This is a genomic window from Sphingobium jiangsuense, assembly GCF_014196495.1.
In the GTDB taxonomy this organism is placed as follows: domain Bacteria; phylum Pseudomonadota; class Alphaproteobacteria; order Sphingomonadales; family Sphingomonadaceae; genus Sphingobium; species Sphingobium jiangsuense.
Genome location: NZ_JACIDT010000027.1, coordinates 1 through 25,932 on the forward strand (window position 1 = coordinate 1; position 25,932 = coordinate 25,932).

24 protein-coding genes are annotated in these 25,932 nt (G+C 65.5%); 15 read left to right on the forward strand and 9 right to left on the reverse strand.

Annotation, left to right across the window (positions count from 1 at the left end; translation table 11 throughout):
• Nucleotides 1-97: 97 nt before the first annotated feature.
• Nucleotides 98-1,117 (reverse strand): LacI family DNA-binding transcriptional regulator, encoded by a 1,020-nt coding sequence (locus tag GGR43_RS21285; protein ID WP_188073828.1) that lies wholly within the window; start codon nucleotides 1,115-1,117, stop codon nucleotides 98-100.
• Between the two features lie 205 nt (nucleotides 1,118-1,322).
• Here GGR43_RS21285 and GGR43_RS21290 point away from each other — a divergent pair, with 205 nt between their 5' ends.
• From GGR43_RS21290 to GGR43_RS21300, 3 genes are all read left to right on the forward strand, one after another.
• The gene (locus GGR43_RS21290; RefSeq protein ID WP_188073829.1) at nucleotides 1,323-1,622 is read left to right on the forward strand and encodes a putative quinol monooxygenase; all 300 of its coding nucleotides are present in this window, start codon (nucleotides 1,323-1,325) and stop codon (nucleotides 1,620-1,622) included.
• A gap of 83 nt (nucleotides 1,623-1,705) precedes the next feature.
• Entirely contained in the window at nucleotides 1,706-3,037 is a 1,332-nt protein-coding gene (hisD, locus tag GGR43_RS21295) for a histidinol dehydrogenase (protein WP_188073830.1), read from the forward strand.
• A 1-nt stretch (nucleotide 3,038) separates the two neighbouring features.
• Nucleotides 3,039-3,806: an SDR family NAD(P)-dependent oxidoreductase gene (locus tag GGR43_RS21300; protein ID WP_343054543.1), complete on the forward strand. Its 768-nt coding sequence runs from the start codon at nucleotides 3,039-3,041 to the stop codon at nucleotides 3,804-3,806.
• Between the two features lie 167 nt (nucleotides 3,807-3,973).
• Here GGR43_RS21300 and GGR43_RS21305 read toward each other — a convergent pair whose 3' ends face one another.
• Nucleotides 3,974-5,110, reverse strand: a complete 1,137-nt coding sequence (locus tag GGR43_RS21305) for an FAD-dependent monooxygenase (protein WP_246343969.1) — start codon at nucleotides 5,108-5,110, stop codon at nucleotides 3,974-3,976.
• Between the two features lie 232 nt (nucleotides 5,111-5,342).
• On the opposite strand from GGR43_RS21305, the gene GGR43_RS21310 reads away from it, so the two are divergent.
• From GGR43_RS21310 to GGR43_RS21325, 4 genes are all read left to right on the forward strand, one after another.
• Nucleotides 5,343-7,799: a TonB-dependent receptor gene (locus GGR43_RS21310; protein WP_188073833.1), complete on the forward strand. Its 2,457-nt coding sequence runs from the start codon at nucleotides 5,343-5,345 to the stop codon at nucleotides 7,797-7,799.
• Between the two features lie 72 nt (nucleotides 7,800-7,871).
• The gene (locus GGR43_RS21315; protein WP_188073834.1) at nucleotides 7,872-9,272 is read left to right on the forward strand and encodes a sulfatase family protein; all 1,401 of its coding nucleotides are present in this window, start codon (nucleotides 7,872-7,874) and stop codon (nucleotides 9,270-9,272) included.
• Nucleotides 9,273-9,313: 41 nt separating this feature from the next.
• Nucleotides 9,314-10,243, forward strand: coding sequence for an NAD-dependent epimerase/dehydratase family protein (locus GGR43_RS21320; protein ID WP_188073835.1), 930 nt, complete (start codon nucleotides 9,314-9,316; stop codon nucleotides 10,241-10,243).
• Between the two features lie 59 nt (nucleotides 10,244-10,302).
• Entirely contained in the window at nucleotides 10,303-11,331 is a 1,029-nt protein-coding gene (locus GGR43_RS21325) for a LysR family transcriptional regulator (RefSeq protein ID WP_188073836.1), read from the forward strand.
• 190 nt (nucleotides 11,332-11,521) lie between these two features.
• On the opposite strand, the gene GGR43_RS21330 is transcribed toward GGR43_RS21325, so the two are convergent.
• Nucleotides 11,522-11,974: a winged helix-turn-helix transcriptional regulator gene (locus GGR43_RS21330; RefSeq protein WP_188073837.1), complete on the reverse strand. Its 453-nt coding sequence runs from the start codon at nucleotides 11,972-11,974 to the stop codon at nucleotides 11,522-11,524.
• Between the two features lie 98 nt (nucleotides 11,975-12,072).
• On the opposite strand from GGR43_RS21330, the gene GGR43_RS21335 reads away from it, so the two are divergent.
• From GGR43_RS21335 to GGR43_RS21350, 4 genes are all read left to right on the forward strand, one after another.
• Nucleotides 12,073-12,882: an SDR family NAD(P)-dependent oxidoreductase gene (locus GGR43_RS21335; protein WP_188073838.1), complete on the forward strand. Its 810-nt coding sequence runs from the start codon at nucleotides 12,073-12,075 to the stop codon at nucleotides 12,880-12,882.
• Complete coding sequence (locus tag GGR43_RS21340; protein ID WP_188073839.1) at nucleotides 12,879-14,468, forward strand: phytoene desaturase family protein; 1,590 nt, start codon at nucleotides 12,879-12,881, stop codon at nucleotides 14,466-14,468. Before GGR43_RS21335 ends, GGR43_RS21340 begins: the two co-directional genes overlap by 4 nt.
• Nucleotides 14,465-14,701 carry a hypothetical protein gene (locus GGR43_RS21345; protein ID WP_223177562.1) on the forward strand — a complete coding sequence of 79 codons (237 nt, stop codon included), beginning with the start codon at nucleotides 14,465-14,467 and terminating at the stop codon, nucleotides 14,699-14,701. Before GGR43_RS21340 ends, GGR43_RS21345 begins: the two co-directional genes overlap by 4 nt.
• A gap of 113 nt (nucleotides 14,702-14,814) precedes the next feature.
• Nucleotides 14,815-15,885: a VOC family protein gene (locus GGR43_RS21350; RefSeq protein ID WP_188073840.1), complete on the forward strand. Its 1,071-nt coding sequence runs from the start codon at nucleotides 14,815-14,817 to the stop codon at nucleotides 15,883-15,885.
• A gap of 59 nt (nucleotides 15,886-15,944) precedes the next feature.
• Here GGR43_RS21350 and GGR43_RS21355 read toward each other — a convergent pair whose 3' ends face one another.
• The 4 genes from GGR43_RS21355 to GGR43_RS21370 form a co-directional block, all read right to left on the reverse strand.
• Nucleotides 15,945-16,124: a hypothetical protein gene (locus GGR43_RS21355; RefSeq protein ID WP_188073841.1), complete on the reverse strand. Its 180-nt coding sequence runs from the start codon at nucleotides 16,122-16,124 to the stop codon at nucleotides 15,945-15,947.
• 76 nt (nucleotides 16,125-16,200) lie between these two features.
• On the reverse strand, nucleotides 16,201-16,866 hold the full coding sequence (locus GGR43_RS21360; RefSeq protein ID WP_188073842.1) for an O-methyltransferase: 666 nt from the start codon (nucleotides 16,864-16,866) through the stop codon (nucleotides 16,201-16,203).
• A complete protein-coding gene (locus GGR43_RS21365) occupies nucleotides 16,863-17,270 on the reverse strand; it encodes a VOC family protein (protein ID WP_188073843.1) in 408 nt (135 codons plus the stop codon). The genes GGR43_RS21360 and GGR43_RS21365 overlap by 4 nt, the downstream gene beginning before the upstream one ends.
• Nucleotides 17,270-18,421: an alpha/beta hydrolase family protein gene (locus GGR43_RS21370; protein ID WP_188073844.1), complete on the reverse strand. Its 1,152-nt coding sequence runs from the start codon at nucleotides 18,419-18,421 to the stop codon at nucleotides 17,270-17,272. The genes GGR43_RS21365 and GGR43_RS21370 overlap by 1 nt, the downstream gene beginning before the upstream one ends.
• Nucleotides 18,422-18,614: 193 nt before the next feature.
• On the opposite strand from GGR43_RS21370, the gene GGR43_RS21375 reads away from it, so the two are divergent.
• The 3 genes from GGR43_RS21375 to GGR43_RS21385 are packed head-to-tail and all read left to right on the forward strand — an operon-like array spanning nucleotide 18,615 to nucleotide 20,902.
• The gene (locus GGR43_RS21375) at nucleotides 18,615-19,562 is read left to right on the forward strand and encodes a fumarylacetoacetate hydrolase family protein (protein WP_188073845.1); all 948 of its coding nucleotides are present in this window, start codon (nucleotides 18,615-18,617) and stop codon (nucleotides 19,560-19,562) included.
• A 38-nt stretch (nucleotides 19,563-19,600) separates the two neighbouring features.
• Nucleotides 19,601-20,116: a cupin domain-containing protein gene (locus GGR43_RS21380; RefSeq protein WP_188073846.1), complete on the forward strand. Its 516-nt coding sequence runs from the start codon at nucleotides 19,601-19,603 to the stop codon at nucleotides 20,114-20,116.
• Nucleotides 20,117-20,146: 30 nt separating this feature from the next.
• Nucleotides 20,147-20,902 carry an SDR family NAD(P)-dependent oxidoreductase gene (locus GGR43_RS21385; RefSeq protein ID WP_188073856.1) on the forward strand — a complete coding sequence of 252 codons (756 nt, stop codon included), beginning with the start codon at nucleotides 20,147-20,149 and terminating at the stop codon, nucleotides 20,900-20,902.
• Nucleotides 20,903-21,048: 146 nt separating this feature from the next.
• Here GGR43_RS21385 and GGR43_RS21390 read toward each other — a convergent pair whose 3' ends face one another.
• Together GGR43_RS21390 and GGR43_RS21395 are read right to left on the reverse strand one after the other, a co-directional pair.
• Complete coding sequence (locus tag GGR43_RS21390) at nucleotides 21,049-22,089, reverse strand: aromatic ring-hydroxylating oxygenase subunit alpha (RefSeq protein WP_284277822.1); 1,041 nt, start codon at nucleotides 22,087-22,089, stop codon at nucleotides 21,049-21,051.
• Nucleotides 22,090-22,262: 173 nt separating this feature from the next.
• On the reverse strand, nucleotides 22,263-23,192 hold the full coding sequence (locus tag GGR43_RS21395; protein WP_188073847.1) for a LysR family transcriptional regulator: 930 nt from the start codon (nucleotides 23,190-23,192) through the stop codon (nucleotides 22,263-22,265).
• A gap of 121 nt (nucleotides 23,193-23,313) precedes the next feature.
• On the opposite strand from GGR43_RS21395, the gene GGR43_RS21400 reads away from it, so the two are divergent.
• Nucleotides 23,314-25,578, forward strand: coding sequence for a TonB-dependent receptor (locus tag GGR43_RS21400; protein ID WP_284277823.1), 2,265 nt, complete (start codon nucleotides 23,314-23,316; stop codon nucleotides 25,576-25,578).
• The last annotated feature ends 354 nt before the right edge of the window (nucleotides 25,579-25,932 follow it).

Below are 25,932 nucleotides of genomic sequence, written 5' to 3' on the forward strand. Positions count from 1 at the left end.
ATCGCATGGTGCGCCCTGTGGCTCGCCTCCACCGAAGCGCGATACGTCACAGGCGCAGATATCCCCGTCGATGCCGGCGCAACAGCGTGGTGAGCGGTCAGGCGGCGTGGGGGCGGACGGCCCGGCTGCTGCCCCGCACCACCAGCGATCCTTCCAGCATCACCCTTTCATGGCTCGCCGGGGCGGCGCGCAGCGCGTGGATCAGGCGCACGGTTTCATCGACCATCGCCTGCGCGGGCTGGGAATAGCTCGTCAGCGAGAAGGCGGGCCATGCCGCCATCGGCACATCGTCATAGCCGACGATCGACAATTCCCGCCCGACATCGAGGCCGAATTCATGCCGCGCGACATTGATCGCCGCGATCGCCATCGTGTCGTTGGCGCAGAAGATCGCGTCGGGACGGTCCCTCGCCGTCAGCAGGCGGCGGGTGGCGGCGGTCGCTGCCTCCATGCGGAACTGGCCGTTCTCGCGGATCGGCTCCGGCGCGTCCTGCTCGGCCATATAGGCGTAGAAGGCGCTTTCCCGCTGCACATTGGTCGATGATCCTTCGGTGCCCGCCAGATAAGCGATGCGCCGATGCTCGCCCGCCAGCAGATGCGCGGCGATGGTGCGCGCGCCGGTCGCATTGTCGCCGATCACGCTCGACGCGTCCTGATCGCGGGTGGTGCGATTGTAGAGGATGACGGGCACCTGCGCCTTGCGGCATTCCTCCGCCAGCGTCGAGGACAGGCCGACCGACAGCAGGACCAGCGCGTCGAGCCGGTAATGCAATATCTCGCGGATCGAGGGTTCCGACCCGGCATCGCCCTCCGCCGGGAACATCAGCAGGCGCAGGCCCGCCTCGTTGAGGCTGTTCGACAGCAGTTGCAGCGTCTGGACGAAGAAGGGGTTGCCCAGGTCGCCCACGCCCACGCCGACGATGTTGGACCGCCCGTTGATGAGCGAGCGCGCCAGCAGATTGGGGCGATAGCCCAGCCGTTCGGCCGTCGCCAATATGCGCTCGCGCGTGTCGGCGGCGATCCGCGCGCCGGGCGTGAAGGCGCGCGACACGGCGGACTGGGAAACCCCGGCCTCGCGGGCGACATCATGGGCGGTGACGAAAATACGGTCGTTCATCTCTGCGCGCCTTCATCGCAGGCTCCGGTCGAAGGATCAACCGTGCGGATATGGTATGAATAGGATTTCATATACGATAACAGGACGATTTTTCAATATTTTCGTGCGCACAAATGTGCCTTTGAAAATCCCTATTGCACATCGGGGGATTTAGTGTGAATAAGTATGCACAAATTGAGTCGACCCAAGAGAGGGAAGGGCAATCATGATCAGGGAACTGGCGCGGATCGAGATCGACCCGGCCGATGCCGCCGCGTTCGAGGCCGCCGTCGCCGAGGCGGCGCAGCATTTCAGGGCGGCGGCGGGGTGCCGCAGCTTTCGCCTCGACCGCTCGGTGGACCGGCCGGGCCGCTATCTGCTGGTCGTCGGCTGGGACAGCGTGGACGCGCATATGGTCGATTTCCGCGGATCGCCGGGCTTTCAGGCATGGCGCGCGCTGGCCGGGCCGTTCTTCAAACAGCCCCCCGAAGTCGATCATGTCGAAACGGCGATCGAAGGCTTCTGACCCTCTTCGATCTTGAACGCAGGTTTTTGAACTTTGGAAGCGGTCGGGAAAGGCCGCCTTCCGGCATTTGAAAGGACGGGACTATGGCAACTTATCTGAAGCGCGGCGCGACCGCCGAGGCGAAGGCGGATGCGGATCGCAAGGTTCGCGACATCGTCGAGGCGGCGCTGGCCGATATCGAAAAGCGCGGCGATGCGGCCGTTCGCGACATGTCGATCAAGTTCGACGGCTGGGACCGCGACGATTACCGCCTGACGCAGGCCGAGATCGACGCCTGCGTCGACAGCCTCAGCCCGCAGGAGCGCAAGGACATCGAATTCGCGCAGACGCAGGTCCGCAACTTCGCGCAGATCCAGCGCGACAGCATGAAGGACGTGGAGGTCGAGACCCTGCCCGGCGTCGTGCTGGGCCACAAGAACCTGCCGGTCAACGCTGCCGGCTGCTATGTGCCGGGCGGCAAATATCCGCTGCTCGCCTCCGCGCATATGTCGGTCATCACTGCCAAGGTGGCGGGCGTGCCGCGCGTCATCACCTGCGCGCCGCCGTTCCAGGGCCAGCCCGCCCGCGCCATCGTCGCGGCGCAGGCGCTCGCGGGCGCCGACGCCATCTATGCGCTTGGCGGCATTCAGGCGGTCGGCGCGATGGCGCTGGGCACGCAGAGCATCGATCCGGTCGACATGCTGGTCGGCCCCGGCAACGCCTTCGTCGCCGAAGCCAAGCGCCAGCTTTACGGCCGCGTCGGCATCGACCTGTTCGCCGGTCCCACCGAAACGCTGGTGATCTGCGACGAGATCGGCTGTGATGCCGAACTGGCCGCCACCGACCTGCTGGGCCAGGCCGAGCATGGGCCGGACAGTCCGGCGGTGCTGCTCACCACCTCGGAAAAGCTGGCGCGCGAGACGATGAAGGAAGTCGAGCGCCTGCTCCAGATCCTGCCCACCGCCGACCATGCCCGCAAGGCGTGGGAGACGTTCGGCGAGGTCATCGTTGCCGAGGATGATGCGGAGATGGTACGCATCGCCGACGACATCGCATCGGAGCATGTGCAGGTGATGACCGCCGATCCCGACTATTTCCTGAAGAACATGACCAATTATGGCGCGCTGTTCCTCGGCAACCGCACCAACGTCTCCTACGGCGACAAGGTGATCGGCACCAACCACACGCTGCCGACGAAGAAGTCGGCGCGCTATACCGGTGGCCTCTGGGTCGGCAAGTTCATCAAGACCTGCACCTATCAGAAGGTGCTGACCGATGAGGCGTCCGCGCTGATCGGCGAATATTGCAGCCGCCTGTGCGCGCTGGAGGGCTTTGCCGGGCACGGCGAGCAGGCCAATATCCGTGTGCGCCGCTTCGGTGGCCGCAACGTCCCCTATGCGGGTCAGGCCGAGCCGACCCCGGAAACGGCGGCCTGAGGTGGAAGCGCTGCCGACGACGCCGAGCTTCCGTCTGGACGGCAGGCGGGCGCTGGTGACGGGCGCGGGCAGGGGCATCGGCCTCGCCTGCGCCGCCGCGCTGGCCGAGGCGGGGGCGCATGTGACGCTTGCCGCCCGCAGCACCGGCGAGATCGAGGCCGGGGCGGAGGCGATCCGCGCGGCAGGGGGGCAGGCCGACGCGCTGCGCCTCGATGTCGGCGACGTGGCGGGGACGGCGGCTGCACTCGCTGCCCTCGCGCCGTTCGACATATTGCTCAACAATGCCGGCACCAACCGCCCCAAGCCGATGACCGAGGTGACGGAAGAGGATTATGACGCGGTGCTGGACCTCAACCTGCGTTCCGCCTTCTTCGTTGCGCAGGCGGTGGCCAAGGGGATGATCGGCGCGGGGCTCCGTGGCTCCCTCATCCATATGGGGTCGCAGATGGGCCATGTCGGCGGGCCGCGCCGGTCGCTCTACTGCGCATCAAAATGGGGTCTGGAGGGGATGAGCAAGGCGATGGCGCTCGACCTCGCGCCGCACGGCATCCGGTCGAACACGATCGCCCCGACCTTCATCGAAACCCCGATGACCCGGCCCTTTTTCGAGGACAAGGCGTTCCTTGCGAGCGTGCTGGAAAAGATCAAGCTGGGGCGGCTCGGTACGGTGCAGGACCTGATGGGCGCGGTGGTGTTCCTCGCGTCCGACGCGGCGGGCCTGATGACCGGAACCAGCCTGGTGGTCGATGGCGGGTGGACCGCCGAATAGCGCCCGATAGCGGTTAGAGTAAGGAAACCGGCGGCCCTGTGCGGGGCGCCGGTTTTTCATTTTGGAACTGTCCTTTTTTCCCTTGAGGCAAGAAAGACAGGGCTTCGACAAGCTCAGCCCGAACGGGTTTGGTGGCATGGCGGATTGGGACGAACCGGCGCGCGGCCTCAATACTCCTCCGCCAGACGGTGCAGGGCGTCGCCGATCATCGTGCCGACCTCCTCGGCCGATCCGCCTTCCAGCTGCATCCGGCCCACGGTGACGCTGGTTTCCACCACGTCGCGGCAGCGGTCGAAGCGGCGTTCCTGATAGGCGAGCAGCCCGTCGGCGATGCTGTCCGCCCGGTCCAGTTCCTCCGCCAGCACCAGCGCGCTTTCGACCGCCATGCCCGCGCCGGAGGCCAGATGCGGGGTGGTCGCGTGCACGGCGTCGCCCAGCAGCACGATATTGCCGACATACCACGGTTTCGGCTGGAGCGCGGCGGCGAGGGGGCGATAGTTGATCCAGTCCTCGCGCGTCATGGTGTCGCGGATCCAGCCGATATTGCCGCCGAAATCCCCCAGCCGCTCCTTCAGCATGACGAAGAGCTCCTCGTCGCTGTAATGCTCGTCGCGGTGGATGTGCGGGGTCAGCATCCACATATAGACCTTGTCCCCGGAGCAGCGGGTGATCCCGGCGGGATGGTCGTGGCCCAGGTAGAATTCGCCCTTGGTGAAGCCTGGCGGGCAGTCGATCGAGATGCGCCAGCAGGCCTGCCCGGTGGGCTGCGCCTCGTCCATATGCGGGAAGGCGAGGCGGCGGACGCCGGAATAGACGCTGTCGGCGCCCACCACCAGGTCGAAATGCCCGGTTCCGCCATCGGTGAAGGTCACGTCGACGCCGCCGCCGTCCTGCTCGTCGCGGTTGGCGAGCGCGCTGACCGACAGGCCGAGGCGCACCGCTATGCCGAGCGTCTTGACCCGCGCCTGCATGATGCGGTGGAGCACCGGGCGCATGATGCCGCCGGTCGCGGGCAGCCCTTCCTCCAGCACCGGCTCGTCCATCTCGTGCAGCAGCGTGCCGTCATGATCGTAGATGACCGAACCGTTGGTGATCGCGCCCTGCGCCTCGATCTCGTCGATCAGGCCGAGCCGCTTGTAGGCGCGCAGCGTGGGGCCGGTGATGGTGATGCCCGCGCCATAGACCCGCCAGTCCGGGTCGAGGTCGATCAGCGTCACCGCGCCGCCCAGCTCCGCAAGGCGGATGGCCGCCGCCATCCCGCCGATGCCGCCGCCAACGATCAAAATCTTCTTCCCGGAAACCATCCTCTTCAGACCCCTTGTGGACTGTTTTTTCATCGTCCTGCCTATCGGCGGGGATGGGGAGCGGAAAGTTCGTTGGCTCAATAGCTGCTATCGGAAGCCTGGATAGTTGATGACGGTCGCCGCGTCTGCCTTCGCCTTTGCAGATAGGAGGCATCCAGAAAATCAATGTGACATATGGGACCGGAAGAGACCAGAATTACGCCGAAAGCAAAACAACTCAGGGAGAGTTACCATGCGGCGCACTTTGCTGGCGACCACTGCTGTCATCATTTCCATTTCTTCTTTCTCCACCTTTGCTTCCGCGCAGGACGCGGAGGATCAGGCCGGGGCCGGCGGCCTGACCGATATCGTCGTCACCGCCCAGCGGCGCGAGGAAAGCCTCCAGAAGGCCGCCGTCGCCATCGACGCGGTGACGGGCGCGGCCCTGACGCAGCAGGGCATCCTGAAGGCCGAGGACATCACCAAGAGCGTGCCGGCGATCAGCATCGCCAATGGCGGCGCATCCAATACCTCGATCTTCATCCGCGGCGTCGGCAACATCACGTCGAGCAGCTGGAGCGATCCGGCGGTCACGCCCAGCTATGACGGCGTCGTTCTGGCCCGCGCGGCAGGTGCCTTCGCCTCGGCCTTCTACGATCTGGCCCGCGTCGAGGTGCTGAAGGGGCCGCAGGGCATCCTCTACGGCCGCAATGCGACCGGCGGCGCGATCAACATCATTCCCGCCCGCCCGGAGCTGGGCAGCACCAGCGGCGGCTTCAACCTTTCCTATGGCAATTACGAGGCGGTCAGCGTCGACGGCTATGTGAACCTCGCCACCAGCGACAACAGCGCGCTGCGCATCGCGGGCACGCGGCAGGTGCGCGACGGCTTCAATCGCGACGGCAGCGACGATCTCGACCGCAGCGGCCTGCGCGCGCAGTTCCTGATCGAGCCGAGCGACGCGGTGACGCTGCGCCTCGCCGCCGACTGGACCAAGGTGGGCGGCATCGGGCCGGGCGGCAGCTATCTCGGCGCCTTCAACCCGGACAGCTCGGCGCCCAACGGCTACAGCCTCGCGGCGGCGCCGTTCGATTCCTCGGAAGGGTTCAACACCGCAGCCGCCAATGCGTGGCGCCAGACCCTGATCGGCGCGCCCGGCTTCGGCTTCCTCGATCCGATGAACGCGCAACCCTATGTCGACTTCACCTATTGGGGCGTCAATGCGGAGCTGAACTGGAAGACCGATATCGGCACCTTCACCATCCTGCCCGCCTATCGCAAGTCGAAGGGCAGCAGCCTGTTCAACGGCCCCGCGTTCAACACCGCCTTCATCGACGAAACCGACACGCAGTACAGCCTTGAGGCGCGGCTGGCCGGATCGGCCGGGATGGTCGATTATGTGCTCGGTGGCTTCTATTTCAACGAGAAGATCCGCGCGAACAACGAATATAATCAGGAATTCGTGCTGCCGATCCAGGCCTATGAGCACAAGACGCGCAGCTGGGCGTTGTTCGGCCAGCTGACGGCCAATCTGACGGAGCGTTTCCGTCTGGTGGGCGGCCTGCGCTACACCCACGACTATAAGTCGATGGACGGGATGATCAACAATTTCATCACCTTCTGCGGTAGCCCGCCGCCGAACAACATCACTCCGCCGGCTTCCTTCGCCAATGGCTGCGCCGCCCCCGGCGCGCTGCCGCACTATCCCAATTTCCTGACCACCGGCGACACGATCAACTGGCTGGTTTCAAACGGCTGGATCGCGGCAGGCAGCGCCGACCAGCCAAATGTGCAGGTGTTCCCGCTGACCAATGGCGTCGGCACTATCCTCAAGACCTATAATCCAGTGGTCGACAGCGGCACCTATTCGCGGCTGACGTGGAAGGCTTCGGCCGAATTCGACCTGACGCCCGACAATCTGCTCTATGCGACGGTCGAAACCGGCTATCGCGCGGGCGGTTTCCAGCTGGCCGAGGGCAAGTCCCGCTATGACCCGGAATTCATCACTGCCTACACCATCGGGTCGAAGAACCGCTTCTTCAACAACCGGGTGCAGCTGAACCTCGAAGGCTTCTACTGGAAGTACAAGGATCAGCAGATCACCTATTTCACTGTCGATACCGGCGGCACGCTCATCAGCTCCAACGAGAATGCGGGCAAGGCGACGATCAAGGGCTTCGACATCGACGCGGTGGTGAAGCCGACCCGCACGACGACGGTGAACGCCAAGGTGCAGTATCTGGATGCGACCTATGACGACCTGCATCTCTACACCGCCTCGCCGCGCGACAATATCGCTTGCCCGTTCACCTATACCGGCGCCACCGCGGGCGGCGCGCCGGTCAAGGATTTCAACTGCTCCGGCAACCCGCTGCTCTTCTCGCCCAAATGGACCGTCAATCTGGGCGCGGAGCAGGTGGTGCCGGTCGGCGACACCCTCGAACTGGTGGGCAGCGTCAACACCGCGTGGCGCGACGACCAGTGGGGCGCGTTCGAATATCTCGATTTCGAGCGCATCCGCGCCTATTGGCAGACCGACGTCAACCTGACGCTGCGCTCGGCCGATCGCGGCTGGTCGATCAGCGGCTTCATCTACAATCTGGAGGACAAGCGCCGGATCTCCTCGCCGCAGCGCTCGCCCATCGGCATGGCGGTGGCCCGTTTCACCGCGCCGCGTACCTACGGCTTGCGTTTGTCGGCGGAATTCTGAACTCTGCCATCGCATCGAGACAGCAGGGCAGGGCCGATGGTCCTGCCCTGAGCCATTGGGGAGGAAAAAGACATGCAGGTTGACCGGCGATCCTTTCTGGGCGGGGCGAGCGTGCTCGGCCTCATCGGCATGACGGGCGAAGCGTCGGCGGCAGCAAGCGCCGCGAAAGTCGCGAAGGACCGGCCCAACATCATCTACATCATGGCCGACGATCTGGGCTATGCGGACCTGTCCTGCACCGGTTCCCACCATATCAGGACCCCGGCGATCGACAGCATCGCCGCGCAGGGCGTCCAGCTGAGCCAGGGCTATGCGAACAGCTCCATCTGCTCGCCCACGCGCACCGCGCTGCTGACCGGCTGCTATCAATATCGCTTCCCGATCGGGCTGGAGGAGCCGTTCGGCCTCAACGCGCCCACCGAAAGCGGCGTGCCGCTCGATCGCCCGACCATCGCGTCGGTGATGCGGGGGCTGGGCTATCGCACCAAGCTGATCGGCAAATGGCATCTGGGCGAGCCGCCCAGGCACAGCCCGCTGCGCCACGGCTATGACGAGTTCTTCGGCATCATCGAGGGTGCGGCCGACTATTTCCGCCATCATATGGTGATGGGCGGCAGGGATGTGGGCATCGGCCTGGCCGAAGGCGATACGCCGATCGAGCGCACCGGCTATCTGACCGACCTGTTCGGCGACGAGACGGTCAGGACCATCGAGCAGGCGGGCGACAAGCCCTTCTTCATCAGCCTGCATTTCAATGCGCCGCACTGGCCCTGGGAAGGACGGGAGGATGCGGAGGTCGCCAAGACGCTCAGCGCGTCCTTCCATTATAATGGCGGCAGCCTCGCCAAATATAAGGAAATGGTCGAGGCGATGGACCAGAATGTGGCGAAGGTGCTGGCCGCGCTCGACCGCAGCGGCAAGGCCGACAACACCATCGTCGTCTTCACCAGCGACAATGGCGGCGAGCGCTTTTCCGAAACCTGGCCGTTCACCGGCGTGAAGGGGGAATTGCTGGAAGGCGGCATCCGCGTGCCGCTGCTGATCCGCTGGCCGGCGAAGATCGCGGCCGGGTCGAAATCCGATCAGGTGATGGTCACGATGGACTTCCTGCCGACCCTGCTGGCGATGGCCGGCGGCGATCCGGCGAAGGCGGGCCGCTTCGACGGCATGAACCTCTCGGCCCAATTGCTGGGCGCCGCCGCGCCGGTTACCCGCGCGCTCTACTGGCGGTTCAAGGCGAACGAGCAGGCGGCGCTGCGCGAGGGCGACTGGAAATATCTGAAGATCGGCGGGAAGGAGCATCTGTTCAACCTCGCCGAGGATGTGCGCGAACGCGCCGACCGGGCGCAGGACGACCCGGCGCGCCTGCGCGCGATGCGCCTCAAATGGGATGCGTGGAACGCCGGGATGCTGCCCTATCCGCTGGCCTCGTTCAGCGAGGACGTGCGCGAGCATTATCCCGACCGCTACTGATCGCGGGGCCGCCCGGCCCGAACATAAGGAGCAGATTTCCGATGACCATTATCATTACCGGCGCAGGCGGTTTCGTCGGGCGGCAACTGGTGAAGCGGCTGGTCGCGGCCGGAAAGCCCGTGGTCGGCATGGACAGCGCGGCGGGCGGCATTCCGGAAGGAGCGCGGGCCGTGGTGGGGGATATCTGCTCGCCGCAGGTGCGGGCCGAGGCGTTCCGCGACGGGTGCAGCGCGCTCGTCCATCTCGCGACGGTGCCGGGCGGCGCGGCGGAGGCCGACCCCGCCGCCTCGCGCCGGGTCAATATAGACGCGATGTACGACCTGCTGGAGGAAGCGAAGGTGGCCGGAAACCGGCCGCGCATCGTCTATGCCAGCTCGATCGCGGTGTTCGGCGATCCGCTGCCCGCGCAAGGAGTGGATGACGACACGCCGCTCGCCCCGCGCATGATCTATGGCGGGCACAAGGCGATGATGGAGCTGGCCGTGTCGATGATGCACCATCGCGGCGAGATAGAGGGCATCAGCGTGCGCCTGCCCGGCATCCTCGCCCGCCCCAAGGGGCCGAGCGGCATGAAGTCGGCGTTCATGAGCGACCTGTTCCATGCGCTGCGCGCGGGCGAGGAATTCGTCTGCCCGGTGTCGGCGGGCGCGACCATCTGGGCGCAGTCGGTCAGCCGCTGCGCCGACAATCTGGTGCATGCGCTGGAGATGGACGCGGACCTGATGCCGGTGACGCGGGTGGTGACGCTGCCCGCGCAGCGCATCGCGATGAGCGACCTTGCCGCCGAGATCGCGCGGCAATGCGGGGTGTCCGTCGATCTGGTGCGCTATCGCCCCGACGCCGCGCTGGAGGCGGGGTTCGGCGCGCAGCCGCCGCTTTCCACCCCGGCGGCGGAACGCGCGGGCTTTGCCCATGACGGCGATGCTGCTAAGCTGGTCGCCAATGCGCTGGCCGTGATCGCCGCGAGCTAGGCCGTACCGTCAAGAGGCGCCGGGGTGGGCGAAAGCGCGCCGTTGCAAGGAGAGAGGATATGCGGTTCGACAGGCTGGACCTCAACCTGCTGGTGGCGCTCGACGCGCTGTTGAGCGAATGCAGCGTCAGCCTCGCGGCGGAGCGGATATGCCTGTCGCAATCGGCGACCTCCTCGGCGCTGGGGCGGCTGCGCGATTATTTCGGCGACGACCTGCTGGTGCAGAAGGGACGGCAGATGGTGCTGACCGCGCGGGCGGAATCGCTGGTCGAGCCGGTGCGCGCGGTGCTGGAGCAGATCCGCACCACCATCGCCGTGTCGCCGCCCTTCGACCCGGCGACGTCCGACCGCGCGATCCGCATCATGGCGTCCGACTATATGACCGAGGTGCTGCTGGCCTCGGCCTTCACCGAATTGCAGGAAAAGGCGCCGCACATGCGGTTCGAGATCCAGCCGCTCAACGAGGCGCTGCTGGAAACGCTGGAGCGGGGCTTCGTCGATCTGCTCATCACGATCGATTATGCGATATCGACCGATCATCCCAGCCAGATCCTGTTCGAGGACGATTATGTCGTCGTCGGCTGGAGCGGCAACCCCGCCATGGCGCAGCCGATGACGAAGGACCTCTATTTCGAGCTGGGTCATGTGACGCCCCGTTTCGGCCGGGCGCGGGTGTCGGCGTTCGAGGACTGGTTCGTGCGGCGGCAGAAGCGCCAGCGGCGGGTCGAGATCATCACGCCGAGCTTCATGTCGGTGCCGGGCTTCGTCGTCGGGTCGAACCGCGTCACGACCATGCACCGGCGGCTGGCGGCGCGGCTGACCGAATATCTGCCGCTCGTCGTCAAGGAGATGCCGCTGGAAATCCCGCCCATCCGCGAGGCGGTGCAATGGCATATTTCCGGCAACAACGATCCGGCGATCCGCTGGATCGTCGAGCATCTGGCGGCCTGCGCCCGCTCACCCGCGACGGCATCGCCCCCGCTTCCGGACGACAGCGTGGTCTTGCTGGAGGAAAAGCGCCGCGACGTCTCGCGCGAGGAACTGAGCGCCCAGTTCCAGAGCCACGCGGCGGGGCAGGGGCGGTCCTGAGGGGACGACGGTTGGCGGGTTTCGGCTGCGAGCTGGCATCAATCCTCCCCTCCGCTTCAGGGGAGGGGCTAATATCGCAAAACCGCCCAAACCAACCCTATATTCCCCGTCATGCCAGCGCAGGCTGGCATCTCAGGCGGCGGCGCGCGACAGGGCCTCTGTGCGGGAGTGCCCCCGATAACACCTCCCTTCAATCCTCCTCCGCCGCGTCGAATGCGGCGCGGGCCTGCTCGATCCGGGTGCGGTTCTGTTGCACCCAGCCCAGCAGGCGGCGGGCCTCGGCCACCAGCTCCGCGCCCAGCGGCGTCAGCGCATAGCCGACCTTCGGCGGCACGTCGTCGCTGACCGAACGCACCACCAGCCCGTTGCGTTCGAGCTGGCGCAGCTTCAGCGTCAGCACGCGCTGCGAGATGCGCCCTTCCGCGCTCAGCCGGTCGAGCAGGCGGCGCATCAGCGCATGGCGGAATGGGCCGATGTTCAGCAGCAGCAGGATCAGCGTCGACCAGCGGTCCCCCAATAATCCGAACACGGTGCGGATCGGCGCATCGCGTTCCGCGCCATGCTGCTGCATGTCGCCCGTCAGCGTGCGCAGGCCCGCCCGGCTCGCATCGTCCAGACCTTCGAAATCGTCAAAATCCGTCATCGGCCCCAATCTTTGCGGGCACAAAAAAGTGCCTTCTTCTTCCCCTGGCGGGCCCACTTTATGAGGGGCGACGGAAAGATCAATGCGAGGAGAGGATAATGCAATCCGACGCGATCCGTCTTGACGGAAAAGCCGCCATAGTGACCGGCGGAGCGGGCGGCATAGGCGCGGCGACGGCGCGGCTGATGACGGCGAGAGGCGCCCGCGTGGCCGTCGCCGACATCGCCTTCGACGCGGCGCAGGCCGTGGCCGACAGCCTGCCGGGGGCGATCGCCATCCAGCTCGACCTCGAAAGCGAGGCATCGACGCAGGTGATGGTGGCGCAGGCGGTCGAGCGGTTCGGGCGGCTCGATATCCTTCACAACAACGCCGCCTTTCTCGGCCCGGATGTGGCGATGCGCGACGGCGATGTGGAAGCGATGCCGACCGGCATCTGGGACCGCACCTATGCGATCAACGTGCGCGGCACGATGGTCGCCTGCCGCGCCGCGCTGCCCCATTTGCGGGCGAGCGGCGGCACTATCGTCAACACGGTCAGCAACCTGGCGTTGCAGGGCCACATGATCCAGGCCGCCTACAGCTCTTCCAAGGCGGCGATCATCCAGATGACCCGTTCCATCGCTGCCAGCCACGGCATCCATGGCGTGCGCTGCAACGCGGTCGCGCCCGGCATGACGATGACGCCCGCGCTGCGCGAGGCCTTTCCGCCCCGCCTGCGCGAGACGGTGGAGGCCGAGACGCTGCGCGACCGGCTGGGCGAGGCGGAGGATATCGCCGAGGCGGTCGCCTTCCTCGCGTCGCCCGCCGCGCGCAACATCACCGGGCATGTCCTCGTCTCCGACGGGGGCTGTTCCAGCCATGTGCCCGGCATTGCGGGTTTTCGCGCGTTTTTTGGAGAACAGGCATGAGCAATTATGATGTGGTGATCATGGGCGGCGGCCATAACGGCCTGACCGCCGCCGCCTATCTCGCCAAGGCGGGCAAGAAGGTGCTGGTGCTGGAGCGCAAGCCGCATTTCGGCGGCGGCGTGTCCACCCGCGAACTCATCACGCCGGGCTGGTGGCATGACGAGCACAGCAATGTGCACATCATGATCCAGGGCAACCCGATGCTGCGGGACGATGAACTCGGCTTGATCGGCAGGTTCGGGCTCGAATATATCTATCCGGAACTGCCGCATGTCAGCATCTGGGACGACGGCACCGTGATGCGGTCGTGGAAGGACCTCGACCGCACTTGCGCGGAGATTGCGCAATACAGCCCGCGCGACGCCGACGCCTATCGCCGGTTCGTGGAGGCGAGCCAGAGCGTGCTGCCGATGTTCATGTCCGGCCTCTACATGCCGCCTTTCCCGATGGGCGCGTTCGTCGCGATGATGGACCAGTCGGACGAGGGCCGCTTCCTGCTCGACGTGATGAGCCGTTCCGCGCTCGACGTGGTGAACCAGTATTTCGAGAGCGAGCGCCTGAAAATCCACATCGTCCGGCTGGTGACGGAAAACCTCCAGATGCCCGATGAGCTGGGCACCGGCATGGGCGCGTTCCTGATGCCGGGCATCATCCACACCTATGGCGTGTCGATGCCCAAGGGCGGGTCGGGTGAGCTCAGCAAGGCGCTGGTCCGCGCGATCGAGCATTGGGGCGGCGAGGTCCGCTGCAATGCGGAGGTGAAGCGGGTGATCGTCTCTTCCGGCAAGGCCGTGGGGCTGGAGATGGTCGACGGCGAAACCTTCATGGCGAAGGACGGCGTGATCGGCGCGATCCACCCGCTGGTGCTGCGCAAGTTCGTCTCCGAAACGCCGGAGCCGGTGTTGCAGCGCGCCGAGCGCGTGACGCCCTCGACCTTCTCGATCAACCTGCTGCACATGGCGCTGAAGGAAAAGGCGAAGCTGCGCTGGTCCGAAGGCGAGGGCGGGGTGATGACCGAGTTGCTCCAGACGCACACGATGCGCGACATGCTGCTCGATTACGACCATCTGCGCCGGGGCGTGGTGCCGCCGCGCCGCCTGATTGCGGGCGGCGACAATTGCGGCAACGACCCCAGCCGCGCGCCTGCCGGGGGCGGCGTGTTCTACGGCGTCACCTTCGCGCCCTATGATCTGCACGAAGGCGGCCCCGCCGCATGGGACCGGGTGAAGGACGAGATCGCCGAGGAAAGCCTGCGGCAATATCGCCTCTTCTTCTCCAACCTCGACGAGGACAACGTCATCGGCAAGCTGGTCCGTTCACCGCTCGACCATGAGCGTGACAGCCCGGCGAGCTTCCTGCGGGGCGACATCCACGGCTGCGCGCCGTTCATGTATCAGTCGGTCGGCCATCGCCCGACGCCCGACCTCGGCAATTTGCGGGTGGCGGGGATCGAGAATCTCTATCTGGTCGGCCCGTTCATGCATCCGGGCGGCGGCGTGTTCGGCGCCGGGCGCGCCACCGCGATCCAGATGATGGACGATATGGGCATCGATTTCGACAAGGTCTGTGCAGGAGCCGTGCAATGACGACAGGTAACGCCAAACCCCCGGTGATGAAGATCCTCGACGCGCAGGACAAGGAACTGATGACCGTCCGCAAGATCGAGCGGGACGGCAATGCGCTGGTGGTGCGCGGCAAGATCTTCGGAGCGATGCCGATGGTCGCGAAGGTGACGCCGGAGGAGGCGCGGGCGGCGCTGAAGCTGCTCGACGCGCGCACCATCCTGTTCCTGCTGACGATCCTGTTCCGCAAGAGCTGAAACGGTTCGCCCGCGCGCCTGCTATCGGTCCTGCCGATAGCAGGCAGCGATAAAATGCGTTTTTCGCTGGGCTGGCTCTCTTTCATACATCAGGGGTCGAGAAGGGAGTTATCATGAGCGTTCTGGGTGTTGAAAGTGCGGTCTTCGGGGTTTCGGACCTGGAGGAGCATCGCCGTTTCTGGACCGATTTCGGCCTGCCGCTGGCCCATGCGGACGACAGCGAAGCGGTGTTCGAGCTGGCGTCGGGGTCAAAGGTCGTGCTTTACCGCCATGGCGATCCACGCCTGCCTTCGCCCGATCCCTTTCCCGGCGACGGCCTCAAGGAAACCGTCTGGGGCGTCGACGGCATAGAGGCGCTGGAGCGCATCGCGGGCAGCCTCGCAGCCGAGGTGGAGGTGCGCCGCAGCGACGACGGCGCGATCCATTGCGTCTGCCCCGACGGCCAGCCGATCGCGCTCAAGGTCTGGGCGAAAAAGCAGGTGGTGAGCGAGGCCAGCCCGGTCAACACGCCCGCATCCTGGCCGCGCTTCAACCAGCACCGCATCTGGCGGAAAAAAGCGATCCCCAAGACGATCAATCATGTGGTGTTCTTCTCGCCCGATTATGTCGGCAGCTTCGAATTCTACGAGCGCCATCTGGGCTTCCGCTATATCGACCACAGCAGGGGCACCGGCATCTTCGCCCGCGCGCCCGGCACGTTCGAGCATCATTCGATCTTCTGGGTGAATTGCGACCTGCCGATCGCGCCGGACGGTTTCAAGTTCATGCACATCGCCTTCGGCTGCGACGACATCGACGAGGTGATGCTGGGCGCGAACATCATGGAGGCGAAGGGCTGGAAGAATGAGAGCATGAACAGCTCCGGCGGCATTTCGCGCCACCGCATTTCCTCGGCCATCTATTATTATTGCGACATGCCCGGCAAGGCGGGGGAGGCGGAATATCACGCCGACACCGATTATCTGGACGACAACTGGGTGCCGCGCGCCTGGGATTTCCGCTTCGGCTCGCTGCTCTGGTCGAACAACGCGCCGCCGATCTTCCGCGGCGACAATATTCCGTGGGACATGACCTTCGACGCCGACCGCGCGAGCTTCGAGCCCTATCGCAAGGCGACGCCGGGCAAGCGGCCGGTCGAGGGCAAGCTCGCCGAGATCACCGAAGAGGACGAACACGCGATCTGACCTGCGTCGATGGGGGCAGGGGGAGCGACCGCTTCCCCTTGATGGCAGGCCGTGCGCCTTTATCGCAGATTCGCAATGGTCAGCCCGTCCGACCGGGCGCGCTCCTTCACCGATTCCTCGCTGCGGGTCAGGGCTTTGGCGATCGCCTTGAGGGCCATGCCTTTCTTCGCCAGCGTGTGCAGCTTCTGGATTTCCGCGGCAGTCCACGGCTGGCGGTGACGTTCGAATTTTTCGGCCATGCTGTCCTTCCGCCGCGCGGGTTTCAGGCCGACCCTTAACAGCGCCCATTGCCGAGGGAAAGGGAGGATAAAGGGGTCAGAGCTTGTCGTTCCCGGCGCTCCATTTCACCGCCAGCTCTATCCCTTGCCCGATCGGCAGCAGCACCGTCTGCAAATCCGCCTTCGCCCGCACCGCCTCGCGGAAACGGCGGACTTCGGGGCGGTCCATCGCGGGCTGGATCATGTTGTCGGCGGCGATCACGCCTTCCTCCGCCAGCTTCGGATAGAAAGCCTCGAAACAGGGGAGGTAGAGTTCCTTCCAGATGTCGAGCAGCACGAAATCGAACGGCCCGGACTCGGCCCCGATCATCTCCACCGCGTCGCCCAGCCGGAAATCGACATGGCCGGCCAGCCCTGCATCCTCCAGCATGGCGCGGGCGAAAGCCTGTTTATAGTCGGCAAGATCCATGCTGACGACCCGCGCGCCCACACTGTGCGCCGCATCGGCGAGGAACAGCGTCGAATAGCCGTAGCTGGTGCCCAGCTCCAATATCCGCGCCGGGCGGCGGGCGAGGATCAGCGCATGGAGGAAGCGCCCGGCTTCCTCGCCGATCGGCAGCAGGAATTCGTCGCGGATGGCGAAGCCCTCCGGCCCCAGCGCGCGCATCCGCTCCATGTCGGCGGCCTCCCGCTCGCGATAGCGGTCGAACACGGCCTGCACTTTTGAATCGGCGAAGATCATGGGCGGGTCGGCGAACATCATGGGTTCGGCTCCTCGACGAATTCGATGAGGTTGCCCGCGCAATCGCGCAGGAAGGCGCCCTTGCCGAACTCCTCGCGCACGACGAAGGCGATGTCCGCGCCCTTTTCCTCCACCTCATCGAGGAAGGCGTCCAGATCCTCGACGCGGAAGGCGAGATGCTTGTTGCCATGGGTCCTGAGGTCGGACGGCGGGTGGCGGCGCTCCTCCGGCAAGGGCGCCGCGCCTTCCACCTCGAACAGCTCGAAGCGCAGCGGCCCCTTGCGGATCATCGCGGTGTGGGAGCGCGCGGCCTCGATATAGAAGCGCTTCTCCACCTCGAAGCCCAGTACCCGGCCGTACCAGTCGATCGCCTCCTCAAGGCTGGGCACGCTCACCCCGCCATGATGAAAGGTGAAGTCCGCCATCAGCCCATCTCCGCGAAGGTTTCCGCGCACCAGTCGGCGATATAGTCGCGCATGCCGGTGCCGTTGTCGGCGCCGCAATGTTCCACCTCGAAATCCTTCTTCGTGAAGATGCGCATGTGCCGCTTGGGCGAGTTCACCGCCTGATCGTAGCTCATCTGCGCGTTGAACAGCGGTATCTGCCGGTCGTTCTCGCCATGGGTGATGAGGAAGGGGACCTTGATCTTCTCCACCTGCCCGTCGAGCGTGATCTGGTCGGCATAGTCGAGAAAGGCGTCGCGGTCCTCGAAGCCGAACACCCACATCACATGGTCCCAATAATGGGGCACGGGGTTCTCGCCCTCATTGGCGACGCGCTCGCGCTGACGCTGGCCCCAGACATGGTTCGCGCCCATTACCGCGCAGAGGGCATAGCGCGGGTCGTTGGCGGCGATGCGCGGCGCGTGATAGCCGCCGAAGGAGAGGCCGAAAATGCCGATCTTCGAGTGGACGACGTCGCTGCGCGTCAGCAGATAGTCGAAAGCGGGCGAGCCCCAGCGCTCGGCATCGTAGACGGCGGTCAGGCCGCGCTTGCGCAGCGCCTCGCCGGTGCCCGGCTGGTCGATGAAGAGGGTGTTGATGCCGCGTTCCAGATTGGCCGCGCCATGGCCGCCCATATTGACCTGTTCCTTCATCGAATCGAGGCCGTTGACCGACACCAGCGTCGGGCGCGGCGTGCCGGAGCCGTCATGGACGAAGATGCCGGTATAGGCGCTGTCGCCATAGGGGATTTCCACGAAATCGACATGCAGCCCGCGCAGCGCGACGCCCTTGCGATAAAGCTCCAGGCCCTTGTCGTAGGCGGCCCAGCGCGGGGCATAGTCGCGGCTCTGCATCCGCTCGGCGGCGAGATAATAGCCGCTCGCGCGCAGATATTTGGTGCCCGCCGAGAGCGTATAGCCCGCGGCCTCGTCCGCCGCGCCGTTGGCCGCGACCTGATCGGCGACCGCGATCCAGCTGTCGAACATCGCCGCGCTGCCCGCGTCGGCGCCCGCCTTCGCGGCTTCCATGATCGGCCGGTTCGCCTCGTCTATCTCGCCATGATTGCCACCGCAGCAAAAGGCGAGGTTGGTGGCGAGGTTCCAGACGTAATTTCCGGGGAAGGGTTCGAACATGGAAGCATCCTTGGCTTGGGTCGCGACAATGCACGCCGCCCCGATGACGGACGGCGGATCATGATCCGCAAAGACGCCCTGCCGCAAGCGGGATCAAATTGAATTTATGGAGGCGGTCTATCGATAGATTGACTTTGACGCGGGCCGGGGCCTGTTTCATCGCGCTATATCAAGAAAACGGGATGGAGGGACCATGCGACTGGCAACACTCAGAAATGGGGGCAAGGACGGGCAACTGATCGTGCTGTCGCCCGGTGGCGATCATTATGCGCCCGCTCCGGTGGCCACCTTGCAGGAAGCGATGGAGCGCTGGGACGAGGTCGCGCCCGCGCTGGCCGCGATCGCCGATTTCCCGCACCCGCTCCATCCCGCCGCGCTGGCCGCGCCGCTGCCGCGCGCCTGGCAATGGCTCGACGGGTCGGCGTTCGAAAGCCATGGTGCGCTGATGGACCAGCTGCTCGGCATCTCGCCGGAAAAGACCGGCCTGCCGCTGATGTATCAGGGTCTGTCCGACCGCTTTTACGGCCCGCAGGACGATGTGCCGATGGCGGACGAGGCGCTGGGCATCGATTTCGAGGGCGAGTTCGGCGTGATCATCGATGCGGTGCCGATGGGCACCGGCGCGGAAGAGGCGATGAAGCATATCCGCCTGATCGTGCAGATCAACGACTGGTCGCTGCGCGCGCTGGCCGGGCCGGAGATGAAGACCGGCTTCGGCTGGGTGCAGGCCAAGCCCGCCTGCTCGATGGCGCCCTTTGCGGTGACGCCGGATGAACTGGGCGATGCGTGGCGCAACGGGCGGGTGTGCCTCGACCTGATCGTGGACTGGAACGGCGAGCGGTTCGGCGCGGCCAATGGCGAGCCGATGGGCTTCGGCTTTCATGAGCTGGTCGCCCATGCCGCGCGCACGCGCGATCTGGTCGCCGGCACGGTGATCGGGTCGGGCACCGTTTCCAACCCCAATTTCCGCGAGATCGGCTCTTCCTGCATCGCCGAGCGGCGCGGCATCGAGGTGGTGGACGAAGGCGCGCCCCGCACCGGGTTCATGAAATATGGCGACCGCGTGCGCATGGAAGGACGGACGGCGGACGGCCGCGCGCCCTTCGGCGTGATCGACCAGCGGGTCGTGGCCGCGCGCTGACGGGCGGCCTTTTCTCATTACGGATGACAGGAGCCTTTATGACTATACTCAGCGATTCCGGCCTGCCGCCGGTGCAGCGCGTCGTCACCGGTCATGACGACAACGGCCGCGCCATCTTCAAGTCCGAGGACGTGACGCCGACGAAGATGATTCCTTCGGGCGACGCGTCCTTCCTGCTGATCTGGACGACAGAGACGGTCCCGGCCGACAATAACGACGAAACCGACGGGCGCGAGCGCGAGGCGGGGCTGACGCTCAACCAAGGGTCGGTCATCCGCATCGTCGACATGCTGCCGGGCAAGGAAAGCCCGATGCACCGGACCAACAGCATCGATTACGGCATCGTCCTCTCCGGCGAGATCGAACTGGAGCTGGACGACGGACGGAAGAGGACGGTGCGCGAGGGCGGCATCATCATCCAGCGCGGCACCAACCACCTCTGGCGCAACACCACCAACAAGCCCTGCCGGATCGCCTTCATCCTGATCGAGGCGCCCGCCTATCTCCACAACGGCCAGCCGCTGCCGGAGCAGAAGCCCGAAGGCGATCATTAAGGGAAGGGCATTAAGAGAGAACGCGTGGCCATGAAGCTGTTCGATCTTTCCGGCAAGGTGGCGATCATCACCGGTTCGACGCGGGGGATCGGGCACGGCATCGCGCGGGCGATGCAGGCGCACGGCGCGCGGGTCGTCATCTCCAGCGAGGATGCGGGGGATTGCGAGACGGTGGGGCGCGAGATGGATACGCTCGCCATTCCCGCCGACGTGACGGACGGCGCGCAGCTGAAGGCGCTGGTCGACGGCACGCTCGACCGTTTCGGCGGCATCGACATCCTCGTCTGCAATGCCGGGATCACCGGCCGGCCCGGCCCGTTCGCGTCCGTGGACATGGACGATTACGACCGGGTGATGGCGATCAACCTGCGCAGCCAGGTGCAATTGTGCAACCTCGTGCTGCCGCATGTCGCCGGACGCGGCGGCGGCGCGGCGGTGCTGATCTCCAGCCTGTCGGGATTGCGCGGCAATGCGGCGATCAACGCCTATGCGCTCGCCAAGGCGGGCGTGGCGCAGCTGGCGCGCAACCTCGCGGTCGAGTGGGGGCCGCGCAATGTCCGCGTCAATGCGCTGTCGCCCGGCTTCATCCGCACCGAATTGTCCGCGCCCCTGCTCGCCAACGAAGCGTTCATGGCGAAACGGATGCAGATGACCCCGTTGCGCCGCCCCGGCGAGGTGGACGAGGTGGCGGGCGCGGCGCTGTTCCTCGCCTCGCCCGCGGGCGCGTTCGTCACCGGCCATAATCTGGTGGTGGACGGCGGAACGCTGATCACCGACGGGCAATAGCGTGTCACGCCATCAAGCCCCTCCCCTTCAGGGGAGGGGGTGGGGTGAGGGGTCGCCTTGAAATCCGACATTGCGCCCGGCACCATACCCCACCCCTCGGTCCCTTCCCCTGAAGGGAAGGGGAGGATTGAGGTGCCCCGCCGGCATCACGCCGCCAGCGCCGCTTCCTCTTCCGCGATCATCTGTTGCAGCACGCGACGCGCCTTAGTGCCGCCCGCGTCGATGCCGAGGAAGGCGGGGCGCGCTTCCCAGAAGTCCATGCCGTCGAGATTGGCGTAGCTCGTCTCGATGATCGGCTTGTCCTCCACGATGAACGCCTGCTCCATCAGCGACTTGACCATCGCGTCGGCCTGTTCGTGCGCCTGGTCGGTGGATCGGGTTGTCGCCCAGAAATAATGGCTCGTCCCGTCGGTTTCGGGCGTGATGATATGCGCCTGATGCACCACCACGCCCTCCTCCCTCGGCTTGCCCACGCGGGTGGCGCCGACTTCCAGCAGCATGGAGGCGGGGGCCTGCCAGCGCATATCGAGCCAATGGTCGGTCGGCGTGCCGGGTTCGTAAATGCCCAGTGTGTGCGGCGGCGCGGGCACGTCGGGCATCCACCAGTTGGACCAGAGCGCCTTTTCCTCCTGCCGCAATTCGTGCTTGCCCGCGAAGATCACCCCATTGCCCGCGAAGCTGCCCTTGTGGACGAACTCGATATGGCTGAGGTCCATCAGATTGTCGGTCGCATATTCATAGGGCGCCTTCATCCCCATCAGCCCTTTGAGCGGCGCCAGCCCTGCCTTGATGATCGGCGCGAAATCGGGAACCAGCGCCGGGTCCGCGAGCGCCGGATCGCCCGCCCAGAACCAGAGGATGCCGTCGCGCTCCTGCGTCGGCCAGACGCGGAGGTTCGCCCCCTTGGGCAGAGTGTCGGAAAAGGGATTGTGCACGCATTGCCCCTCCGCGTTGAAGCCGAGGCCATGATAGGGGCAATGCACGACGTCGCCCTCCCGCGTGCCCTCGCTCAGCGGCGCGAAGCGGTGCGGGCAGCGGTCTGTCAGCGCCGCTGCGGTGCCGTCCTGCTTGCGCAGCAGCAGGATCGGCTGGCCCAGCAGGCGGCGGCGCAGCATCGTTTCGCCGACCTCGTCCGACCATGCGGCCATGTACCAGCAGTTGCGCAGATATTTTCCGGTCGTCGTCACTCTGTCTCTCCCTTTCCGGCACGGCGTCGGGGTCCGCGCTCTTTTCGTGATTTCAGAAGCCTTTCACGCTGCCCGCGCCGTGTTTTTCCCGGCGAGGCCTTGCCGCTGAACGGGCGGAATGGCGGCAGAGACAGGGTAGTCCGTCGCCGGACGATATGTAAAACTTATACTATTTATAGGTTGCCATCTGTTTCCTGAATGATCCGGTTGGCGGTATCCGCCAACTGGCCGCGCAGCCAGGTCAGCCCGGCGTCCCCGGCGCGGGCTTCGTGGAACTGGATCATTTCCCGCATGCGGGGGAAGGGGAAGGGTACGTCGGTGCAGTTGAGGTCGAACCGGTCCAGGATAGCACGCGCCAGCCGCTCGTGCAGCACGGCGAGGCGCGAGGTGCCCTGAAGGAACCAGGCGACGGAGGCGAAGCTGGTCACGGTGACCTCGATACGCCGCTGCCTGCCCATGTGGGACAGGTGGGAGTCGGCGAAGGCCTGCACCCGCGTGGAACCGAAGGCCACGCTGACATGGCCGGCGGCGAAGAACTTCTCCTCGGTCAGCCCCTCGCGGAAGATCGGATTGCCGGCCCAGCCGACGACGACCTGCTTTTCCTCGAACAGGAATTCGGAGGGATGCCACGCCGCCAGATAGGGCTCCGGGGTTATCAGCAGGTCCACCTTGCCCTGTTCCAGCTCCGCCATACTGGTGTCGCCCGGCTGGATGATCTCCATGCGGATATTGGGGGCGAGCGCGCTCAGCCGGGCGCCGAGCGGCACCAGCACGGCGACCATGATGTAATCGGAGGCGATGATGCGGAAGGTGCGGGTGGCGGTGGCCGGGTCGAAGCTGGTCGGCGTCGCGATCGCCCGCTCGACGCCACGCAGGCTTTCCTGGATCTGCGGCAGCAGCATCTCGGCAAAGGGCGTGGGATGCATGCGCTTGCCCACCGCGACCACGATGTCGTCGCCGAAATAGGTGCGCAGGCGGCGCAGGGCGGCGCTGGTCGCGGGCTGGGTGAGGCCGATCCGCTCTGCCGTGCGGGTGACGCTGCGCGTTTCCATCAGCGCCTCGAACACGACGAGCAGGTTCAAATCCAGTCCCTTGAAGCGCATATCAATTCATCCTGTGATTGAAATATCATTCAAACAAAAAATTTCCCAAATGGAAAGGGCAAGGATAGGCTTTCTCCAATGTCGGAAAACCGACGATGCAAAGATGAAAAGGGGAGACACAGTGAAGGCTTATCTTCTTGCCGGCGCGGCTATGGCTGCATTCCACATGGTTCCGGCCGATGCGCAGGAACAGGATTCGGACGCCGCCGCCGGAAATGGCGGCCTTGCCGACATCATCGTCACCGCCCAGCGGCGAGAGGAAAATCTCCAGAAGGCAGCCATCCCCGTCAGCGCGGTGACCGGCAACACGCTGACGGAACAGAGTGTCACCCAGGCGACCGACCTCACCCGCCTGGTGCCCGCGCTTCAGGTCGCGCCCGCCGCGGCGCTGACGCAGATCTACCTGCGCGGCGTCGGCACCTTCGGTTCCAACGCCTTTGCCGAACAGGGCGTGGCGTTCAACCTCGATGGCGTCTATCTCTCCCGCCCGGCGGCGCCCGCCGCGCTGTTCTACGACCTCGAACGGATGGAGGTGCTGAAGGGGCCGCAGGGCACGCTCTACGGCCGCAACGCGACCGGCGGCGCGGTCAACCTTGTCACCGCCAAGCCGAAGCTGGGCGAGGCGTCGGGCTTCCTGACCGCCGAATATGGCAATTACGACGCGCTGAAGGGATCGGCGGCGCTCAACGTGCCGCTGGGCGACCGCGCCGCGTTCCGCGTCTCCGGCCAATATGCGAAGCGCGACGGCTTCTACAATGACGGCTATGACGACGAGGATACGCAGGCGGTACGCGGCCAACTGCGCTTCGACACCGGCGGCGGCTTCAACGCGACGATCATGGCCGATTACGGCCATGTCGGCGGCATGGGCAGCGGCGGCACGATCATGCCGTTGCTCGCGGGCAAGAAGCGGCTGGGGCCGAGCGACCCGCGCGTGATCGCCGAATATCTCTCCCGCGCGCCGACCCCGCCGGTGCCGCAGATCATCGCGCGCGACGACGGCTATCAGGACAATGACTATTATGGCGCGATGGCGACGGTGAACGCCGACCTCGGCTTCGCACAGCTGACCGTCATTCCGGCATGGCGCCATACGAAGCTGGATTTCGTCAGCTATGCGTCGAGCTTCCTGATCGACGTCACCGAGAAATCGGACCAGATGTCGCTGGAAGGCCGCCTCGCCAACCAGAGCGACCGGCTGAAATGGGTGCTGGGCGGCTATTATTTCGTCGAGGATGTGACGGCCGCCCAGTTCTACAATCAGCAGAGCAACGGCACCCGCATCAATTCGCAGCTCAATACCAGGAGCTTCGCGGTGTTCGGGGAAGCGACCTTCTCGCTCACCGACACGTTCCGCGTGACCGGCGGCCTGCGCTACACCAAGGACAACAAGCAGCAGCTGACCGAGGCGCACACCTATCCGTTCGTCGGCTTCGTGCCGCCGCCCGCGCCGCCGCTGACCCCGATCATCCTCGACCTGCAAACCGACGCCACCAGCGATGTCGATTTCGACAAGGTGACGTGGAAGGCGGGCGTCGAATATGACATGGGGCCGCGCTCGCTGCTGTACGCGACGGTTTCCACCGGCTTCAAATCCGGTATCCTCTATTCCGCGCTGGGCGAGAATTATTCGAAGCCGGAGCGGCTGACCGCCTATACCATCGGTACGAAGAACCGCTTCTTCGACAACACGCTCCAGCTGAACGTCGAGGCGTTCTACTGGGATTACAAGGATCAGCAGGTTTCCCACCTCGCGCCGGTGCTGGTCGCGCCGGGCATCTACGGCCCGGTGTTCAAGACGGAGAATGCCGGTTCCGCCACCATCTACGGCGCGGAGGCGGAATTGCTGTGGCAGCCGACGCCGGACGACCTGCTGTCGATCAACCTGCAATATCTGCACAGCAAATATGACGAGATGGACTATCAGGCCTATTCGGTGTCGGGTGCCGCGCCGGTGGTCGGATGCGCGATCACGCCGACCTCGCTGGTGGGCGCGTCGCCGACCGCAGCCATTTTCGACGTCGATTGCTCCGGCCGGCCGCTGACCAACGCGCCGCGCTGGGTGCTGAACGCGGGCTATCAGCACAGCTTCGACCTCGGCGGGGCGGGCAAGCTGACGGCGGGCGTCGATACGCGGGTGGAATCCTCGCGCTATCTGTCGATCGACTTCATGCCGGAGGTGAAGCAGGGCAGTTATATGATGTCCAACGCGCGCATCACCTATGAAACGGCGTCGGGCCAGTTCGCGCTGACCGGCTTCGTCAACAATCTGGAGGATGAGCTGGTCTTTTCAAACGGCTTGCAGAGCCCGGCCAAGGCAGGCGTCTTCTACAACCAGCTGCGCCCGCCCCGGACCTACGGCATTCGCGGCACGGTACGCTTCTGATCCCTGGCGGGGGAGTGCGTCCCGGCGGGAGAGGGGTTTCAGCCCCGCCCGCCGGGCGCTCTTAAGGAATGCGGCGGGGTGGTGCGAAGGCGTCGCCCCGTTTTTTTGGCGGGTTAGCCCTTACCGTCACCCCAGCGACCCGAAGGGCGACCGAAGGTCAACGCTGGGGCCGCAGGCCCTGTCGCGCGCCTTCTCCTGAGATGCCAGCCTGCGCTGGCATGACGGATAAAAGGATAGGTTATTCAAATAGTTAGATATAAATCAACCGTCACCCTGAACTTGTTTCAGCATCCATCAAGCTCCATGCTCCTCCGCTCAATCCGGTGAAATGGACCCTGAAACAAGTTCAGGGTG